General features: G+C 60.0%; 18 protein-coding genes and 1 pseudogene. 10 read left to right on the top strand and 9 right to left on the bottom strand.

All coding sequences use genetic code 11. The annotated features are described in order from the left end of the window. The 3 genes and pseudogenes from K0P03_RS35440 to K0P03_RS35430 form a co-directional block, all read left to right on the top strand. Positions 1 to 598 (top strand): annotated as a pseudogene (locus K0P03_RS35440) (IS481 family transposase); the annotation flags it as partial. Further along, positions 595 to 1,575, top strand: coding sequence for an ExeA family protein (locus K0P03_RS35435; protein WP_003501092.1), 981 nt, complete (start codon positions 595 to 597; stop codon positions 1,573 to 1,575). The pseudogene K0P03_RS35440 and the gene K0P03_RS35435, both read left to right, overlap by 4 nt. Before the next feature lie 157 nt (positions 1,576 to 1,732). Continuing rightward, positions 1,733 to 2,194 (top strand): MFS transporter, encoded by a 462-nt coding sequence (locus K0P03_RS35430; protein WP_272792122.1) that lies wholly within the window; start codon positions 1,733 to 1,735, stop codon positions 2,192 to 2,194. A 74-nt stretch (positions 2,195 to 2,268) separates the two neighbouring features. On the opposite strand, the gene K0P03_RS35425 is transcribed toward K0P03_RS35430, so the two are convergent. Then, positions 2,269 to 3,363 carry a tyrosine-type recombinase/integrase gene (locus K0P03_RS35425; protein ID WP_051961367.1) on the bottom strand — a complete coding sequence of 365 codons (1,095 nt, stop codon included), beginning with the start codon at positions 3,361 to 3,363 and terminating at the stop codon, positions 2,269 to 2,271. Between the two features lie 124 nt (positions 3,364 to 3,487). Between K0P03_RS35425 and K0P03_RS35420 the strand changes: the two genes are divergently transcribed. Both K0P03_RS35420 and scpB read left to right on the top strand, forming a co-directional pair. Further along, positions 3,488 to 4,444 (top strand): DUF1403 family protein, encoded by a 957-nt coding sequence (locus tag K0P03_RS35420; protein WP_272792123.1) that lies wholly within the window; start codon positions 3,488 to 3,490, stop codon positions 4,442 to 4,444. A gap of 14 nt (positions 4,445 to 4,458) precedes the next feature. Continuing rightward, complete coding sequence (gene scpB, locus K0P03_RS35415) at positions 4,459 to 5,121, top strand: SMC-Scp complex subunit ScpB (protein WP_272792124.1); 663 nt, start codon at positions 4,459 to 4,461, stop codon at positions 5,119 to 5,121. A 214-nt stretch (positions 5,122 to 5,335) separates the two neighbouring features. On the opposite strand, the gene K0P03_RS35410 is transcribed toward scpB, so the two are convergent. Genes K0P03_RS35410 through K0P03_RS35400 form a run of 3 tightly spaced genes read right to left on the bottom strand, consistent with a single transcriptional unit; the run spans position 5,336 to position 8,202 of the window. Further along, positions 5,336 to 6,358, bottom strand: coding sequence for an RES family NAD+ phosphorylase (locus tag K0P03_RS35410; protein ID WP_272792125.1), 1,023 nt, complete (start codon positions 6,356 to 6,358; stop codon positions 5,336 to 5,338). 11 nt (positions 6,359 to 6,369) lie between these two features. After that, entirely contained in the window at positions 6,370 to 7,311 is a 942-nt protein-coding gene (locus K0P03_RS35405) for a sce7725 family protein (RefSeq protein WP_272792126.1), read from the bottom strand. A gap of 3 nt (positions 7,312 to 7,314) precedes the next feature. Beyond that, the gene (locus tag K0P03_RS35400) at positions 7,315 to 8,202 is read right to left on the bottom strand and encodes a sce7726 family protein (RefSeq protein WP_272792127.1); all 888 of its coding nucleotides are present in this window, start codon (positions 8,200 to 8,202) and stop codon (positions 7,315 to 7,317) included. Positions 8,203 to 8,283: 81 nt separating this feature from the next. Here K0P03_RS35400 and K0P03_RS35395 point away from each other — a divergent pair, with 81 nt between their 5' ends. Beyond that, positions 8,284 to 8,973, top strand: coding sequence for a hypothetical protein (locus K0P03_RS35395; RefSeq protein WP_272792128.1), 690 nt, complete (start codon positions 8,284 to 8,286; stop codon positions 8,971 to 8,973). Further along, the gene (locus K0P03_RS35390; protein WP_336314314.1) at positions 8,973 to 9,320 is read left to right on the top strand and encodes a DUF6527 family protein; all 348 of its coding nucleotides are present in this window, start codon (positions 8,973 to 8,975) and stop codon (positions 9,318 to 9,320) included. The genes K0P03_RS35395 and K0P03_RS35390 overlap by 1 nt, the downstream gene beginning before the upstream one ends. 104 nt (positions 9,321 to 9,424) lie before the next feature. Here the strand turns inward: K0P03_RS35390 and K0P03_RS35385 are convergent, their stop codons facing one another. Then, positions 9,425 to 11,056 carry a hypothetical protein gene (locus K0P03_RS35385; protein WP_272792129.1) on the bottom strand — a complete coding sequence of 544 codons (1,632 nt, stop codon included), beginning with the start codon at positions 11,054 to 11,056 and terminating at the stop codon, positions 9,425 to 9,427. A gap of 451 nt (positions 11,057 to 11,507) precedes the next feature. Here K0P03_RS35385 and K0P03_RS35380 point away from each other — a divergent pair, with 451 nt between their 5' ends. Further along, a complete protein-coding gene (locus tag K0P03_RS35380; protein WP_272792130.1) occupies positions 11,508 to 12,173 on the top strand; it encodes a hypothetical protein in 666 nt (221 codons plus the stop codon). 86 nt (positions 12,174 to 12,259) lie between these two features. Further along, positions 12,260 to 13,141 carry a DUF4238 domain-containing protein gene (locus K0P03_RS35375; protein ID WP_272792131.1) on the top strand — a complete coding sequence of 294 codons (882 nt, stop codon included), beginning with the start codon at positions 12,260 to 12,262 and terminating at the stop codon, positions 13,139 to 13,141. Between the two features lie 244 nt (positions 13,142 to 13,385). On the opposite strand, the gene K0P03_RS35370 is transcribed toward K0P03_RS35375, so the two are convergent. The 4 genes from K0P03_RS35370 to K0P03_RS35355 all read right to left on the bottom strand — a co-directional run bounded on the left by K0P03_RS35370 (position 13,386) and on the right by K0P03_RS35355 (position 16,777). Next, on the bottom strand, positions 13,386 to 14,123 hold the full coding sequence (locus K0P03_RS35370; RefSeq protein WP_272792132.1) for a DUF3800 domain-containing protein: 738 nt from the start codon (positions 14,121 to 14,123) through the stop codon (positions 13,386 to 13,388). 421 nt (positions 14,124 to 14,544) lie between these two features. After that, positions 14,545 to 15,171 (bottom strand): substrate-binding domain-containing protein, encoded by a 627-nt coding sequence (locus tag K0P03_RS35365; RefSeq protein ID WP_272792133.1) that lies wholly within the window; start codon positions 15,169 to 15,171, stop codon positions 14,545 to 14,547. A gap of 11 nt (positions 15,172 to 15,182) precedes the next feature. Further along, positions 15,183 to 16,249 (bottom strand): IS630 family transposase gene (locus K0P03_RS35360; protein ID WP_272792134.1). Its coding sequence is split into 2 segments (ribosomal slippage): positions 15,183 to 15,763 and positions 15,763 to 16,249, totalling 1,068 coding nucleotides; the frame shifts between segments, so codons are not numbered across the junction. Positions 16,250 to 16,276: 27 nt separating this feature from the next. Next, positions 16,277 to 16,777: a LacI family DNA-binding transcriptional regulator gene (locus K0P03_RS35355; RefSeq protein ID WP_272792135.1), complete on the bottom strand. Its 501-nt coding sequence runs from the start codon at positions 16,775 to 16,777 to the stop codon at positions 16,277 to 16,279. 243 nt (positions 16,778 to 17,020) lie between these two features. Between K0P03_RS35355 and K0P03_RS35350 the strand changes: the two genes are divergently transcribed. Continuing rightward, the gene (locus K0P03_RS35350; RefSeq protein WP_272792136.1) at positions 17,021 to 18,493 is read left to right on the top strand and encodes a sulfatase family protein; all 1,473 of its coding nucleotides are present in this window, start codon (positions 17,021 to 17,023) and stop codon (positions 18,491 to 18,493) included. Positions 18,494 to 18,503: the final 10 nt, after the last annotated feature.

Genomic DNA, 18,503 nt, shown 5'->3' with positions numbered 1-18,503 from the left:
GGCGATGTGCTCCTGGGAGCGGTTCTGCGCCTTTGCGCGCGAACCGGAACGACGGACGGTTGCTGGAGACGCGACCGTATCGGTCGAAGGCGCATCCTATGAGGTCGAGCCCGAACTTGCCGGCGAAACGGTGACCTTGCTCTGGGGCCTGTTCGATCAGGAACTGTTCGTCGAGCATGAGGGCAAGCGCTTCGGTCCATTCCAACCTTCGCGCGGGGCGGTTCCCCTCTTTCGCTATCGCAAATACCAGAAGAGCAAGCTCGAAGAGCGGCTCGACAAGGTGGTGCGCCTGGCAGACCAACTTGGGCTCCCCCGCGCCGCGGTCACCGGCGGGGATCGTCCATTGCCTTCGCTGCCCCCGACCACGGCTGGGCTGAGTGTACGGCGGACACCGTTTCCGGAACCCGCAATAGAGACCGCTTATCCAAATGGCCTCGCAGCCCGTGGGGCCATCGCCGACCAGCTCGGCCGGCCGATCGGCGCGATGAATGCCGGTGACCGCGCCTTCATCAATGAACTGCTTGGAGAAACACTCGACAAAAAGATGATCGCGGCCCGTATCCGCGAACGCTTCCAGGCGCGAAGAAAGGAAGAATGATGCTCGCTGACGTTCAATCCAGTTACGGCCTCGACCGGCCTTTCCAAGGGGCCGGCAACTTTGAGACCGAGCATCAGCGCACGATCATCCGCGAGGTGTGTGCGGCCGTCCAGACCGGTCGGCTTGTCGTGGTCTCCGGCCTGGTCGGTTCGGGGAAAACCCACCTTTTGCGCCGCATCGAGGCCGAACTCACCAAAGCCGGCAAGGTCGCACTCGCCAAATCGCTGGCGGTCGACAAGCGGCGCACTTCGCTGCCATCGCTCATTGAAGCCCTGTTCTACGACTTGTCTCCCGGCGATCGTGCGCAGGTCAAGATCCCCAAGCAGGCCGAGCGCCGGGAGCGCGACCTGCGCGACATCATGAAAAAAGGCAAACGGCCGATCGTCCTCGTGGTCGACGAGGCCCATGACCTGCACCACAAGACCTTAACCGGCCTGAAGCGACTGATGGAGGTGGTCGCCGACGCCGGCGTGCTCCTTTCCGTACTTCTTGTCGGGCATCCCCGGTTGCGCAATGATCTGCGCCGGCCGCAAATGGAGGAGATTGGCTACCGCACGACCATTTTTGACTACGAGGGGATCGGCTCCGCGCGCCGCGACTATGTTGCCTGGCTGCTTGGCGCCTGTGCGGCCGAAGGCGTAAAGGTTGGCGAACTCCTCGAGGAAGAAGCCATCGACCTCATCGCCGAACGTTTGCGCACGCCGCTTCAGATCGAGATGCATCTCACCCTCGCATTCGAGCAGGGCTTTCGCCTCGGCGCCAAGCCGGTTACCGCCGAAATCGTCGAGCAGGTCCTGTCCCGCGCCATCGACGATCTCGAACCGACGTTGACCCGAAATGGTTACGATGCGACGGCTCTGGTCACGCACCTCAATGCTCGGCCGTCGGATATCCGCGCCTTCCTGGCGGGCACCCTTGATCCCGAATATTCCCGTCAGCTGACCGAGCAACTACGACAGGCAGGCGTCCCGGTTTGACCATGCCGTCGCTGGCAATTAATCTGAGCACGTGGGGGATGTTTGCAAGCAGACCCGGATGTTTGCGAGCACATTGGCAGGGAGCGTGAGCACGACGCCCGCTCCATTGTCAGATAATTCGAGCAGAAAATGCCGATGTTTGCGAGCAGAGGCGCTTATGTTGGCAAGCCGCTACACCTATGGCTTCGCCTGGGGCGGCTCACAGCTCTTCACCGGTCGACTTTCCGATCACGTTGGGCGTCATTGGCCCAATGTGCTCGGCATGTGGATTTCGGGCCTCGGGGTCGCCATGGTGGTGATAGGCAGCGGCGTTTGGTGGTGGGCCGCATCGGCCGCCATCGCCGGCTTCGGCATGGCCCTGCTTTATCCCAATCTGTCGGCAGCCGTGGCCGACATCGCCCCGCCCAGCTGGCGCGGCTCAGCCATTGGCATTTACCGGTTCTGGCGTGACCTTGGATATGGCATTGGTGCGCTCGGGCTCGGCCTGGTTGCCCATTTCAGCGGCGCTCTCGAGGCTACATTCTGGTTCGTGGCACTTTCGATGATGGTGTCGGGCTTGGTGTTGTGGGCATTCGGTGAGGAGACCCATCCGCGGATAAACCCGGAAGATTTGGCCTAGCTCATGCCTTGGCATCATGGTGGACGTTGACGTCGCTTGATGGCAGCTTTCAGGCATCCCAGCAGGGCAAGGGGCTATAGTCCCGCAGCCTTGGTAAGGTTTACGCGAAAGCGGTCCCGCCGGCGTTGATAGCGACGGGTCATCTCAGCCGAAACATGCCCTAGCTGCTTCTGGACGTAGCGTTCGTCGACCTCGGCCGATGAGGCGAGACCGGCCCGCAGAGAATGGCCGGCGAACAAGCCCCCCCGGGCATCTTCCGAAAGGTCGCCCCGTACCCCGGCCGCCAGTGCCGCTGTCTTGACCAGGCGGGCGACTTGTTTGTCGTTCAGTCGATCGGCGCCGACGCCCTTGCCCTGCCCAGTCACACGGCGAAACAGCGGGCCATGCGCGATCCGAGCGAGCTTAAGCCAGGTTTCCACTGCCACAACGGGGCAGGTGGCATCAGTGGATCCGCGACCGATTTCCACTTCACGCCATCCGGTCTTGCCCCGAATATTCAGGACCATCCCTTTGTCCAGGATCTCTATCCAACCACGGCCGTCCTCGCTCTGCCCTTCGCCGCCATCGAGGCCGACGATTTCCGAGCGCCGCAGGCCGCCGGCGAAACCCAGCAGCAGCATGGCGCGATCGCGGATGCCACGCAGGCTGCCGCGGTCGAAGGTTTCCAGCATCGCCAGGAGATCCTCGGGCAACAGGGCTTCCTTTTGCCGTGGTGGCTTGGCGTGGGTATTGCGGATGCCAGCCATCACTGTGGCGATGTGGCGATCCTTGCGATCTAGGACTTGCCCGAGCTGGGTGTAATTCCAGGAAAGCGACGAGAGCCGGCGTTCGATGGTGCTGACTGCATTTGGCGCAACCGTAGCCTGGCCTGTCGCACAGGCCGTAATGTAGAGGCCAACAATCTGTGGATCGGGCGGCTGCACTGCCAGTCCCTGCCGGCGACACCAACCAGAAAAATGCTTCCAGTCCGAGGCGTAGGCCAGCCTGGTGTTGGCCGAGCTGGCTGCCTCGACATAGTCCCGGGCGCGATCCGCCAGGCCGCGCAAATGGGCGCGATCGCCGCCCGGAATCGACACGGCGGAATTGCCGACGGGTGCCGCGGCTGCAGCACAGGGCAGGGGGGCGTTGCCGGCGTCGTTTTGCGTGGTTTCGTCGAGGTTTTGGGGCATTCTCTCTATAATGAGCAAAACGTCCGATAATGCAAGATTATCATTCGTTCTGAGATGCCGACAGGTAGGGCGGTTTACAACCAAATCGGTAGCAAAAAGCGCCGCTGCGTGTTACTCTGTTTGCATGAAAATCGCTGCTGATTTGCTCGAGATCGATCTGCCACCAGTGCCGAAGGTGCCGGCCTGGGCGCGCTCGCGCGGCGAGATTTCTTACGATGTCGACGGTGCTTACATGGCGGGTGCAGCGTTGAATTCGTTGGATAGTTTAGTGCGGCAGAGTTGTCCTTGGGCCGGTGCCTGGCGCCAGCGACTGGCCCTGCATAGTGCTAGCGCGGCGGTGAACTTGACCGGTCGGCGCGAGGACGAATCCGCGTTGCGCGATACCCATTTTCTGCGCGGCAAGGGCGATGATCCTGGGCCAGCCGGGCACCTGCTGATGGCCTGGCGCCGCTTGGCCAGCCGGACCACCAGTTGCGACGCAGAGTTGGTACGCCCGGTGGTCGAACAGCATTTTGCTCTGCAGTGGGATGACGTTCTTGCCGAGGTTGTCGCCAATGCCGAAGACCTGACGGCGTCGTCGCGGCCGGCTCCAGCCTTGGCGGCCGAGATTGCCGCTGCCGTCTACCGGGCCCGGCCCGATGCCGAATTGTTGGCCTTTTGGCTTGCTGACATGGTCCTCGCCCAGAAGTTCAGATGGCCTGTTCCGGTGCCCCTGCTGATGGGGCAGGTGGCTTCGCCGACCTTTAAATCGGGCGAACACCGCAAACGCATCCGGCCGGGAGGAGAAGGTTGGGGCAAGGCGGTGTTTTGGGCCTACGCCACGGCGGCGGCAGAAGCCTGCGATCTCGGGTCAGAGCTGGGGCAGCGGGCGGCAATACTGGCTTCGGCGGCGCCAAAGTTGCGCGCTAAAGGTGCTGGCGACGTCATCAAACTGCTACTGTCCGATGACGCGGTGCCGGGCTCCTGGTCCAGCCCAAGACTGTCGGCGCGCGGGGCTCGGCGGCTATTCGATCGCTTGGGAGAGTTGGGGGGAGTGCGCGAACTCAGTGGCCGGCCGACGTTCCGGCTCTACGGTTTGTGAGGCAGGGCAACGGGATGGCCAGGCGCAAAAGGACAGATGCCGAACCGCCGATCTTCGATTCCGAACTGGTCGATATGCCGGCTGACCTACGCTGGCGCGAATGGATGAACCGCATCGAAGCCGTACTGTTCGCGGCGCCCAAGCCGGTGGAGCGCGAGGTCCTGGCGCGGGTGATCGGTCGTGACGCCAGCATCGACCTGCTCATTGACGACATCCGTGAAAGCCTGCGGGGCAAACCCTACGACCTGGTCAGTGTCGCTGGGGGCTGGGCGTTCCGCACCCGAACGGCCTATGCCGATGCCATCGCCACGTCTGCTGCGGTGCCGGACCGGGCGATCGATCTGACTCAGAACGAGGCCATGGTGTTGGTGTCGATCGCCTATCACCAGCCAGTCACGCGAGCAGGGGTGTCGGAAATCCTGGGGCGGGAGGTGTCGCGCGACGTCATCGGGGCGTTGCGGGACAAGAACATGATCACCGCGGGACCCCGCAGCCCGACGGCCGGGGCGCCGTTCACTTATGTGACAACCAAGGGGTTTTTGGAGCATTTTGGGCTAGCTACGCTTCGTGATCTTCCCGAAATTGAGGCGCTCCAAGATGCTGGTCTTCTCTCCAGCGACCATGGCCAGCACGGCGACGTTCCGATTGGCAGTGACCGCTCCGCTGACGAGGCATAGGATTTTGGGAGTGTCAGTGCCACGGTTGTATGGATGCTCGGAAGCGCTCAACCACCCGCCATCTTCGCCGCACCGCAACTTAGACTTTATATTTCATCAATCGAAATATCGAGATAGCGCTCCGGATCGCAACGACAGCACTATGGCATGACGCGCATATCCCACGTCCCATAAGGAAAGTTGGAAACAGCCGAGTTGGCGCTCATCGCGGCGATCAGGCGGGGTCAACCTGGACCGTGACCTTCGTGATGTTAAACTTTGAGACTGCGCCGCCGATCGCCTTCGCGGGATCAAATAGCGCTAAGTTCATCCCGTCGCTGACCGAGCTGCGGTAAACGACGCCGTCATAGCCGTTCTTCTTGATGAACTCACAGAGATACTGGCTGGGAATGTAATCGATTGCGGCCCCACGAGGCAGCACAGGGCGTGTCAACTCATCCCCAAGCCGCTCCAGAAACGCAATGTCCGCCCGCAGCTGACCGATCGCGCTCGCATCGGCCAAAAGGAAGGGCGACACCAGCTTGCGCGGGTTACGCAAATCCACCGCGCGCAGCGGCATAGGAATTGTGAACTCGGCGACGCACGCCACCTCGCCGGTATGAGGCCGGACTTCCGCGGCCGCGGTCTCTGGAATTGAACCGAGATACAAATATGGAATGCCGGGCGGGTTCGCGCGCCCGTGTGATGCAAGCCGCTTTGGCGGAGCACCCATTTCTCCAATAAGATAAACTGTGTCGTCGGACAGGATACGCGCCCGGTACCACTTCGCAGGCATGTCATCCGTCGGCAAATGGCCAAGCAACTCCCGCAGCCGATCCGCGTCCAGGACCTCGTCCAGGAAGTACCGGTTCTTCCACATCAGTTCATCGCGCAGATTTTCCCATTGCGCGAGAGCTTTGCTGTCATAGGCGGACGACGGCGCGAACGGCTTGCGGACGATGTCGCCGTCATCGAGAATCTCAGCGAGTAGCTCCTTCGAATGCGCAACGTCCATTGCGGCATGGCTGAACAGCTGCCAGTCATCTTTCATCCATTCAACTAAGGTTTTGCCCGCGGAATCTGCTTCGTAGATCCCGATTAACAACTCGAAGATGTCAGCGAGGGCACGTGGTTCAACCAGGATAACGGCTGTCGACCCGCAGAAGTCACAGTCCCCCATTCCATGGCTGAGCGAGGGGATGATGTCGCGGCGAAGGCCACGGTCGTCGAAGCATTCGGGGCAACAGAACTTCGGCATGTGATTGCCCGCTACTCGGAAAAAAAGTCTGCGAGCGTCTCGATATGATGGCGCATCGAAAGCTTCTTGACCTGCCCGAGCCCCGGGAAGTGGCCTTTTTCATGCAACTCCCGAAATTCGGCGATGGCTGTGCTAGCAAACAGTCTGGAGGTTCCGGAATCCAGCTTAGCGATCAGTTTTGCCAGCGCTTGGGCAAACTTACCGCCCGGATCAGTCGGCGTGTCCTTTGTCGTTGATACGAAATGATAGATGTACATCACCTCGTCCTTGTCGGGGTCGAGGAACGTCAGGTGGATCGCGACAGCGTACGCGGGGCCGCCACCTTCAACATAGTCGTCGCCAACGATTAGGAAGTCGCCGAACCCGTCCATGTCTTCCTCCTCGAATGTGAGGTGGAGGTCTGAAAACAATTCGACTGCTGGATGATCGGCGTTGCGCCGCCGTTCGAACCCGTCACGAAGAAGGATACGGGTTTTGCTGCCTTTCAGGTGTTTCCGGTAGAGCTTGTGGCAGTGCTTTTCGAAGAAGACGTGTCGAGTCTCAGAGAGGTCATTCCCGAGCGCTTCTGCTAGCGCCTTCGCTTCGGTGAAACCGGCATGGATGAATACAGGACGATGTGCCTGGTGCTTGGTGTGACAGGCCATCGCGTCATCGATATTCATGTCGTTGGTGAGCAAGATGCCGGCGCTAATGCCGTCTTTATTTAGAAATCCATTTCCCAGAAGGGTCGAGATGCTCACGCCGTCCTCAGCATGATCGCCATAGGCTGGATTAATGATCACGATCGCCTCGCCGCCGGCGTCGCAGATCGCCGTCAGGGTTCTCTCTAATCCCTTGAGCGCCTCCCGCACCGGCTCAATGATGGGCACGAACCCCGATCCAGCCATCAGTGCTGCGGTTTCGCGAATGGCGATCAGCTCGAACTGCTTGCCACGAAAATAGGGGTGATACATGCGTTAGGCCCAGGCCATCGACTCGCCCAGCGGCGTAGAGATCGCTTCTACCACATGGGCATGGTCTGCACGGCGCACCGGAATTGAAAGAGCGGCAGCGTGGAGCGAGCGCGGGAGCCGGTCGACGAGGTAAGCTAGTGGCGCCAGATCGCGGGTGCGTTTTAAGGTCCGCACCACTTCGCGGTGAACCGCGACGGGGTCCAGATGCGCGAATAGCGCCCGCATGGCGGCGTGGCGCTGTGTATTGGGAACATCAGGAACGGCAATGCTAAGCGCTTTCAGGATACTCGCAGCTTCTGCTGAACGAAGCGATTCGAACACCGTAGCCGGGCAGATTCGCTCGGGACAATCTACTGCGTCACGCACGGTCGCGATGCGGTAGCGATGCGACAAGCACAGGATACCGACATCCTCCGGAAGGATCAGTCGGACGCCGTCCACATGGCGCTCGCTGACTACAACGTTCACAGATGCGAATACGCGTTTGTAGTTTTCCACTTGGTTGATCAGACGCGCGAGGGAGTCTCGCTCGGATTTGATCTCGTAGACCGTCGAGGTTCCGTTGAGAATGACAAGATCGGCTTTGCACGATCCGGCGCGAAATTCGTTTAGCATTGAGGCGGTGCGCAAGGAGTGTTTGCCCATCAGTATCTTGTGGGTCAGCGCTGACCGATAGATATATTCATCGCGTAGTCCGGCGACCCTGAGAATCGAGAAAGCGGCCTCAAAGGCATCCCCGACTGTGGCTTCTTTCGCGCACAGCTCGGCGAGGCGGGTCTCGCCGAGTAGACGTCCAAACAGCGCAGAGCGCCCCTTCCGGGCCAGTTGCTGGAACACGGCCGAAGAGAACAGGCGCGTCAGCGCTGAAAGTTCTGTTGTACTTACGGTCACGTTTTTCCCCGACGCGCAGACTTAGGCCGCGACTGAGCCAGTTTAGCTTAGCGGCCCTACAACGCAAATCGATAATGCTCAATGGGTTACCTCACCTATCAAGCCGCCATGCTCATATTTGCCGGCAATGCTGGATATCGCGGTCCGGACGTTGCGACTGCCATTGCTGAGAGCATCGGCTCCCGCGAGGCAATTCTCGCGGTCAGTCAATGCGACGTCATCTTCAGTTGCGTCGACACCCACGAGGCAAGGCAGATTGTTGACCTGATCGCGTCTGCCTTTCTTATCCCCTTGTTCGACGTGGGCGTTGTCATTCCGACGCGGAAGGTGGGGAACGACGGAGTAGCAATAGCCGACGTTTGTGGCCGGATCGACTACGTCCAGCCTGGGGGTTCTACTCTTGCTGACCGGCGCGTATTCACTCCCGAGAGCCTCCGCGCGGAATGGCTGCATAAGGCGAACCCAGGCGCATTCAAAGAAGAGCAAGAAGCCGGCTACATCAAGGGGCTGACCGAACAGGCCCCTTCCGTTATCTCGCTCAATATGCGGGCAAGTTCGGCCGTCGTGATGGAGCTCATCGCTCGTACCTTTCCCTTCAGGCACGATGCGAATGAGCTTTATGCCCGGACCACGTTCAGCCTGGCGGCAGCCGAGGAGGAATACACCCCGGAGAGCGAATTCGATCGAGACCCCGACACGGAGCTAGCCCGAGGCGCAGAAGAGCCGCTGCTGGGCATTCCCGCGCTCGGCAAGCCAAAGGGCAGAAAGTGATGAGCCTGCCCCGCTGGTTTCATCGTCTGTGGGATCGGTTCGGCCCCGCGCGTCGACTTCAAACTGTCGTGGGAGACGAGTTGCCCTCCGCGATGCCGTCCAGGGACTTGGTGCTTGCTATCGATGATGGCGAGCCATGGAGTGTGGGCATGATGTGCCCATGCCGCTGCGGCGCCATGATCGAAATGCTTGTGGTCGATGCCGGGAAGCCACGATGGGACATCGCCGTAGATGCCAAGGGTCGGCCGACTTTGCGTCCATCCGTCTGGCGGAATACCGGATGCAAGTCGCATTTCTGGCTGCGTTCGGGCCGGATAGTTTGGTGCGGCAATTCCGAAGCGGACTAGCGCTTTGACTAGCCAGGGTCGATACAGAGAGCCGGGTAGTTGGGTTATCGCATACACGAAAAAGCATGTGAAACACCGCGCGCCCTGGGCATTCTCCCTAGGTCTTAGGAGGCTGGCGGCTTTGGAACGGCAATCGCCGCGTCTATTTCAAGCAGCGCATTGACCACGCTCTCCAGCAACTGCAGACCTTGCACGGCTTGTGGGTTCCTGCCATCGACGCCAAGGCGCTCAAGGCCACTTTGCACCAGGGTCGAACCGAGGTGCGAACCGGCATTGCGAAGGTCAATCATACCAAACAGCGGCCCCATCATCTTCCTGGCCTGTTCCTCGGTTAGGACGGTACCCAACAAGCGCTCAATGGCCTTTAATGACCCTGGCTTCTTCTCGCCCTTGGCCAATGGGGGGCATTGCGCCAGCACCACATCAACATCAACCCGTTCGGTGAAGAGCTGGGTCAATTGCTTGGAAAGTTCCAGCAAACCTTCCGTCTCCGCACTTCGGAACCGATGGGCTCGCGTGAACAAGTCCGGCACCTGGGCATTCTCACGAAGCAGCTGCTGACCATACCGCTCGCGGAAGCTCGAAGCGACACTATCGACGGCCTTTTCAATAAGGGCTTCTGGCGCCTTGGTCGAGGCCGGCTGGACCATCATCTGCGCCTCAAAAAGCTCCTTGGACACACCGCCATCCGGGGTGACGTTGTGGGCGGCCCAAATTCGCTGTTCCCATGGCTTGAGCATGCCGATGTCCTTGGCGAAAACGGTGATCAGACCAAGGTCGTTGACACCGAAATGGACGGTGTCTGAGGTCGCACCCACACCACCAGTATCTCGCGACGCCCAATGAAGCCGACCACCACGATGCCGAAGCAAGGCATTGATGATCCCCGGGTCAAAGTAAAGCCAACCGATGTCTCCATGCAGCCGCGCAGCGGCCACCCGGGTACCATCCGGCTTGGTCACGAAAGAAACCTCATCGGCTGGCTTATCACCGCGGACACGAGGGCTGAATGTTCCCGGCTCCAGCCATTCAGTTCGCCATATGGCGCCTCTGGTGAAGAACGATCCGCGAGGATTGGGCCAACCTGCCGAGGTGGTAGTGTATTCGAGCAGATCTCGCCCCTCAGCCACGTTGATTGGCTTGCGAGACCAGCCGTAGCCGGGATCCTTCTCAGTCACTGCCGTCCGCTCGGCATAGCTCGAGCAAAAGAGACGCATCCCCCGTGCTGCTAGATAGTCGTTGAGGAATTCAGTTTTGATCTCGATGGAAACCGGCTCCCCATTATCGCCTCGGGCCAGCCGTACGACCTCCGGCCACCCTTCTTCGGGCCGGTACCAGCGATCGCCTTCCTGGATAAGCCGGAGCGCCACAACCAGATCAGGATGCAGATGCCAAATCTCCTTGCTCGGCTCCTCGAGGTGCTGGGCAATGACCAGGTTGATGCCAAGTTCGGTGTCTCCCCAGCCACGGAACACATCCGATGACTGGTAGCCCCATGATTCCATACCTGCCCGATGGGGGTTCAGCCCGACATCGTTCCATCCCATCGTGTCTACATCAGCGGACTTGGCGGAATGAACCGCGGCGGTCGCTGTCCCGTGGAATTCGGCTACAGAGATGACCCGAGGCGGGAGATCGTTAAGCGTCGACTCCGTCACCCTCCGCAAGGGGGTCCAGGTGCGCGCCGCGAGCTTCGGCAAGTCAGCCAGATTGAAGAAGGTCTGCTTGATCGTCATAGGCGCTCCTTTGCCTGGCGCAGACCAGGAATCGGTGCCGCGATCGAGATGTGGACCAAGATACGCTCTGCGGCAACGGTGGAGCCTGGGAAACCCCTGCTCCCTTGCTTGGGTGAGCCCTTGGGGTGGACTGAGCGAGGTTGAAGTGCCCACTATGGGATGCCCGCTCGCGCCCCCAGGCGTTTTGCGGCGATTGCCAACACATATTTGCGGCGGACGCTCGCCTCGCCGATCTTGGCTATCTCTTCGAACTAGCCATGGGCAATCCGAGTTGAGGCGTTGTCTGCATCGATCAAAGCAGCGAGACGAACGGTCAAGGGCCGGTCGCGGTCCTGGTTGGATAAAGTAGTTGGGCGCTATGGCACTTAATATAGTGAAAACGTTGTTTTTGCCCATTGTGCCGACAGGGCGCTGAGGAGATTGTTGTCCTACGATCCAAGAGGGGGCACCTATGTCTGTTCTAGATATTCCTCTCCGAAAGGCCCTTCAGTTATTCTATGCGCCCAATTCACTGCGTCGATCCATTTTGAAAGAGGACATTCGACTTGATCGTAAAAAGGAAGCCGGCGGCACTAGAAGTCGAGGCGGCGACTTCTACCTACCCTTTTGGTCAGACGTTAAGATGCACATCTCTGGCCGAGGCGACCTAGCGCAGCTGACCCAAGATCGCATCCGATCGAACAGGAATTTCAAACGACTTTATCCGCTACTGACCAATGGAATTCTCGAACTGCTTAGCGCAAAGCTGCGCTGGTCAAACGAGCCCGTGGAGATCGTTCCTATAAGCATGCACGGCAACCTGCGTATCGAAACTTTGGGAGCCACAGTTCGGATAAGGGATGCACTCCATGCGCGCGTCCGGGGGGAATATACACGTGTGGTATACCCATACTTCAGTGAAGAGCCGCCGCTCTCGGAAGAAGGAGGGAGGCTAGGGCTCTGGGCAATGCAACAAGTCCTAACTGAAGCAGACTCCGCTGACATGCGTGTTATCGATGCACTGCGTCGTACTTTCTTCTCTCCGCAAATGACGCCGTTGCAGGGCAACGAGGAGGCAGTTTTTCATGAAAAGTACAGGACGTTGATTGGCGAGTGGGAGCGACTGAAGCTGGAGTGAGCGAATGCGCGAATGTCGTCTAGGCTGTTTAGCCTTTCACATGCCATAGACAGCGCCCTTATGAGGAGAAGTCATGGTGACGGCCCGTGCCTAAGTCCGGTAGCCACAAATCGCAGCACTATATCCCAAGGAGCTACCTTTCCGCCTGGTGTGATCCGCATACGCCTGCTGGAATGCAGCCCTTTGTGTGGACCTTTGATCCCAGTGGCGGCGTCGGCCGCAAGCGAGCACCCCAAAACCTCTTCACCGAGACCGACATCTACACGATCCTCGGGCCGGACGGTTCCCGGGATCTGCGGATAGAGTTTGAACTGTCGAAACTTGAGCAGGGCCTGAAGACACTCGTCACAGACTTCGTAGCCAGCCACCGCCAGTTGCCTCGGCTTCGGCAATGGCAGTTGATCGCCTTCATCGCAGCGATGCACGGGCGTACGCTTGAAGCGAGAGAGATCCAACGGACGCTTTGGCAGCAGACCTTGGACGCGGCTGAGAAAAAGGCCGTTGCTCTAGGTATATCCGCAAATTCCGAGGCGCAGCTAAACAGCATTCGAAAAGCGGTGGCGTCGCCTATGCAGTTTTTGTTACCGGGAGCCATGATGGATGGTCTGACCATGCTAAGTGAAGTGACGATGACTATTATGTGCTCCGTTGAGCCCGACTTCATTACTTCAGACAGTCCGGTAACTTGGTTCGATCCAACTGTGCCTAGGGAGAGATTCTTAACTCACAAGAGTTCTCTAGCGAATCCGGGCATCGAGGTGGTGATGCCGCTTTCGCCGCAGCATACAATTATCTTGCATTACCCAAGAACACCCTTCGAAAAGCCGGTCCGTTACGTCAGTGCTGGTTCGGCGACCGTCGCTGCCCTAAACAAGCGCACGGCGCACTACGCCCACAGGGCCGTAGTGTCATGGAGAGACGGGTCTGACCCCGAATGGCGAATAGGGGCGCCGGACCGGTCGGATTGACGTCACTCAATGCCAGGATGTTGCTGGCGAATGTCTGCTTTGGGGATTGGTCGAGGGGCGTTGAACGGCAGGAATGGGGGCGCATTGCGGACGGAAGAGGGGCCAGCGACAGGCATTGGACGCTATATTTGCCTCAGCAGTGGGTTGACAGTCCACCTAGCTGGACCCATTTTGTAAACAAATGGAACGGGAATGCTCGTTCGGCGTCGGGCCTCGGGGAATACCTCGGGGCCCTTCGCTTTTCTCACGGGAATATTTTCAGCCCGTAGCCGCGTATTTTCCCAGCCGCACTCCGACGGAACTTGGGTTCTGCAAGATCGTAGGCCCGGTTTGGCTGGTCAGGAGCTATTATGTGCCGGGCGACCGGGTAGGCCAAAAGGTCGGCCATCTGCAGCCCCGCTGAATTATGCTTCTTGTCCATGAAGCGGATGTCGAGGTTTGGCATGGGTCCAACCTGGTTGCCGCCAGCGGCAATACGCCTGAACTCGAGCTCTAGGTCATCGTCCTCTTTCCGGCCTCGCTGTTCGACCAGTATCCAGGTCTTGCGGTGATCTTGCCCTCGTTCGGCCAAGAACCGCTGCAGGCGCTCCATGCAGAAAGTTAGCGCAATTTTGTATGGATTGTCGGGATCATGGTACTTCTGCACATGACGTTGCTTATCAATTGCAGCCGCTATGAGCGTGACCGGCGCCTGTTCGACGACATAATTCACAGTTGCCATGAAGCGGTCGCGCACGGTCTGATTGAGCAAGATGGAAAAGTCACCGGACGACTTCCGGATCTCGCGGCTATGTAGAACAACGCCGTCATGGCCCCAAAACTCGAACTTGAGTGCCTGCACAAGCGGTACCATTGCTGTCCGGTAGGCCTCTTTCTCGAAGATGCAGAAGGTGAGCACAAACACCGGATTCTGCGGATTTATGCTGACAAGCCCGTGGTCGCCGCTCTCATCGACGTAGACTATAAAATCACTGAATTCCATGCACCCAGCGTTGCACAGACGCGAGATTCTGCCAATGCAATGGAAGCGTGACGGCACTCATGCACGGGGAGTCGGGCCGGATTCGCATAATATTTGTTGGGGAACCCACAGTGCCTCAGCGGCGGCCACCAACATGTGCGGCCCTGCTAACGGCAATCGGTCGGCCGCATGAGAATGGAATGATCGGTCTCGTCCACCGCGGCGCCCGCCTCACGACGCGCCAGCACTTGGTCAATGGGCGACGCAGACTACGACGTCGTCCTAACTGGAATTAGCATGTGGTGCCGCATGACGAGGTCGGCGCGCTCGACTATGGCTAGGCCATTGCGCTTTTGCCGGCGCCACCGGTTAAGGCGGCAACGCGATGGGGGGGCCGCGCGCCGATACCGGTCTTTTGTACGCGAGCGACGGGATGGCTAGTTCAGACTAACTTCAAAATTCGGTGCGGGCGCGGAAGGCCGACGGACTTGCGCTCCACAAGCGGGCAATCAATCTGGAGTCTGCCTGCTATGATGCCTAGTTTTTGCGCTTCGCGCTTAGCGTAGATGTGCGTAATCGCACGTCTTCCCATATCTTCGTGCGGAACGCGGATTGTGGTGAGCGGAGGCTCCAGATGACGGGATGAGGATGCATCGTCGAAGCCGATGACCGAGAGGTCGCGCGGAATCGATAGCCCAGCTTCCTTTGTGGCCTCGTAGCAGCCGATGGCCATCTCGTCGCTGGCACAGAAGATCGCCGTGGGTGGCTCGGGCAGAGCGAGCAGTTCGCGGGTGCAATCGTGGCCGCCTGAAAGCGTCCAGTTGCCTGATCGGACGAGTTTGGCGTCGAACGCTATGTCGGCGGTCTTGAGGCCGCGCTTGTAGCCGCGCAGACGGTCCTTGCTAGCTTCCATCCAGCCTTCGCCGTTAATGAAGGCAATGCGCCGGTGGCCGGAGGCCGTCAGGTGGCGCACGGCCGTTTCGGCGCCCAGCGCATGCGCCGGCAGGATGGCCGGAGCAATGTCGCCTTTAGTGTGGCAGTTGATGAGCACGACGGGAACCGAGCTCATACCAACGGCTGTCATGATTGACCGATGTGGGCCCAGTCGCGCATTCCGATGGACATGATTGTTTCGGGCTGATCGATGAGGTTGTTCCAGGCTTGGCATGACGCGTCGATGATGGCGTCGTAGGTATCGAAGACGCGGTTGGAGAGCCAGTTCTGCCTGAGGTATTGCCAGATGTTCTCGACCGGGTTCAGTTCGGGAGAGCGCGAGGGCAGGAAGATCAGCGTCATGTTCTTCGGGACGACGAGTTTGCCCGTGGTGTGCCAGCCGGCGCGGTCGAGCAGCAGAACGGCATGAGCGCCGCGCTGAACATGCCGGCTGATCTCGTCGATGTGGAGTTGCATGGCGAAGGTGTCGGCAAAGGGCAGCGCCAGCCCGGCGCCCTTTCCCTTTGCCGGGCAGATAGCGCCGAACAGATAGGCGTTCTGGTAGCGCTGATCTGCCGGTTGCCGTGGGCGGGTTCCACGCCTTGCCCAAAGCCGGGCGATCCCATTTTTCTGCCCGATCCGGGCCTCGTCCTGGAACCAGATTTCGATCGGCTTGCCCTTGGGGAGATGGCAGATATGGGCGGTCAGCGCCCGCGGCCAGTTTTTTTAAACGCCGCCACCGTCGCGGCGTCCTGACCAGGATGCAGCGGGCGTGCGCTCATGTGGGAGAAGCCGAGTTTCTTGAGAAGCGTGCCGACATGGCGCTCGTGATACTCGATACCGAACCGCTCCCTAATGACGCGCTGAAGATCTACTCGGCGCCAGCGAACAACGCCGTCTACATCCGGGTCGGGACCGGTCTCGACGATCTCGGCGAGTTCGACCTTCTGCTCTTCCGACAGCCGCGATGACGGACCGGGTGACCAGTGGTCGAAAAGGCCATCGGGGCCGGCTTCGTTGAACCGATGAACCCAGTCCCGAAGCGTCTGGCGGTCCATGCCGCCGATCCGGGCGGCGTCGGCGCGGCTCATGCCGTCAAGCACGGCTGCTAGTGACAGAAGTCGTCGGCTCTGGTTGGCGTCCTTGCTCCGTGACGCCAGCCGCCGGAGTTGAGAAGGGGTATAGTCCTGTCGCAGTCGAACCGATCCGGGCATGGGCGAATTTCCTTCGCCGACATCGAATCAGCAACTCAACAGTTTGGGAATCCCCCGCGAGTCAGACGTCAGAGCCGTTGGTATCAGTTTCTGCGGCAGGGTATACTGGCGCGTGAAGAAGGCCGCGAACACCACGCCCACCACCCGATGTGCGAACAGCAGTTCGAGCGCCGCGGCGCGCAGGCGCTCGTCGTTCTGGGTCGGCAGGACGACAAGCACGGCGCCATTTTCCCAAGCCAGCTGCCGTGCCGATTCGATCGCCTTGTTGGTGATGGGGTTGGACGTGCTGTCGTCGATGATAAAGCCGATGGCCTGGATGCCGCCCTGACCGACCGGCGCGCGCATCCAGACGCGATAACCCAGCGTTTCGGCCGCCTCGCGGACGAGACCGCGCGTCTTTTCGGTGACCCGCGTGCCGCCGGTTTCGTTGAGCACCATCGAGACGGTGGCCTGGCTGACTCCGGCAAGCTTGGCCACGTCGACCATGGTTGGTCTCGTGCTGGCTTTTTCCGTCTTGCGTCTGTTCATCACCCTCTCCGCCAGAAGGACATATCGCAGGATTTTGTGGAAGGAAACTGCCCCGAAGCGCCGGTTATAGAAAACTGACCTGTGCTTGACAGTGGTTATAAATAACTAATAGCATTACCACGTGCTGGAGGAGCGCAGGGACGATCCTGGCGACGGGATATGTCCGATGTCGGTGCCATTCGAGGAATGGCGTGGGAGGAGAACAAGATGACGATTTCGAGAAATTGCGCGACTGGGGTTATCATGACCAAACCCAACATCTTGTGGATATGCACTGACCAGCAGCGCTGGGACACGCTTGGCATTACCGGCAATCGCCATGTGCGAACTCCGGTGCTCGACAAGCTCTTCGGCGAGGCAGCCTGGTTCTCCGGGGCCTATTGCCAGTCGCCGGTCTGCACGCCCAGTCGCGCGAGCTTTCTCACCGGCCGCTATCCGCGTACGACCCGGACGCGCCAGAACGGGCAGGACATGCCGGCCGACGAAATGCTGGTGACGCGGCTGCTCGCCGAGAATGGCTATACCTGCGGTCTATCGGGCAAGCTCCATATCTCGGCGGCCAATCCGAGCGTGGCGCCGGTCATCGAACCGCGCATCAATGATGGCTATGCCGCCTTTCACTGGTCGCATCATCCGGGTTGTCGGATGGTACTTAATGACTACGGCAGCGCGCAGAACTGGCCACTCAACGAATACAATCTATGGCTGCTCGAGCGCGGCGCCGAATACCGGGCTGACCCCTATCGGGGCTCCAGATATGTGAAGGCGGGGCCCGAGACAAAGAACCACCAGACCACCTGGTGCGCCGACAAGGCCATCAATTTCGTCAAGGCGCATGAGGCGAACGACCGGCCCTGGCTGTTCTCGGTCAACTTCTTCGACCCTCATCACCCCTTCGATCCGCCCGCCGAGTATCTCGATCGCTACCTCGACCGGCTCGACGAGATCGAGTTGCCGAACTACCGGCCGGGAGAGCTGGAAGAAAAACCTGCCTTCCAGAAGATCGACCACCAGGGAGCCTATGGCGGCAATGCCGGCATGCCCTACGACGAGATGACCGATCATGACCACAGGCTGGTGCGCGCGGCTTATTTCGCCATGTGCGACTTGATCGATGACCAGGTCGGCCGCATGCTCGACGCCCTGCGCGATACCGGTCAGCTCGACAATACCATCGTCATCTTCATGTCCGACCACGGCGAGCTGCTGGGCGATCATGGCGTCTATCTCAAGGGGCCGTTCTTCTACGAGCCCAGCGTCCATGTTCCCCTGGCGATCTCGTGGCCGGGCCATATTCCGGCCCGCCGAATCGACGGGCTGGTCGAACTGACCGATATCGCGCCGACCCTGCTCGAGGCGGCGGGGCTCGATATCTGGCCGGGCATGCAGGGCCGCTCGCTCTGGCCGCTGCTGTCGGGCACCGAGACGCAAACCGGCGTCGCGGATGTCTACTGCGAATATTACAACGCCATGCCCTGGCATAAAGAGCCGCATCTGCCATTCGCGACCATGCTGCGCACCGGGACGATGAAGCTGGTGGTTAGCCACGGCGACCGGCGCGGTGAGCTTTACGATCTGAATGCAGACCCCGACGAGACCACAAACCTGTGGGACGATCCAAACCGCCTGGCGGAGAAATGCGACCTGTTGCAGCGTCTTTGCGACCGGATGGCCTTCACCGTCGACCCGCTGCCGCTGCGCCGCGCCCCCTGGTAACCCAGCGAGA

The organism is Shinella sp. HY16 (assembly GCF_028534175.1).
GTDB lineage: Bacteria > Pseudomonadota > Alphaproteobacteria > Rhizobiales > Rhizobiaceae > Shinella.
The sequence above is the reverse complement of the archived record's forward strand: the minus strand, read 5'-3'. Positions and strand labels throughout refer to the sequence as shown.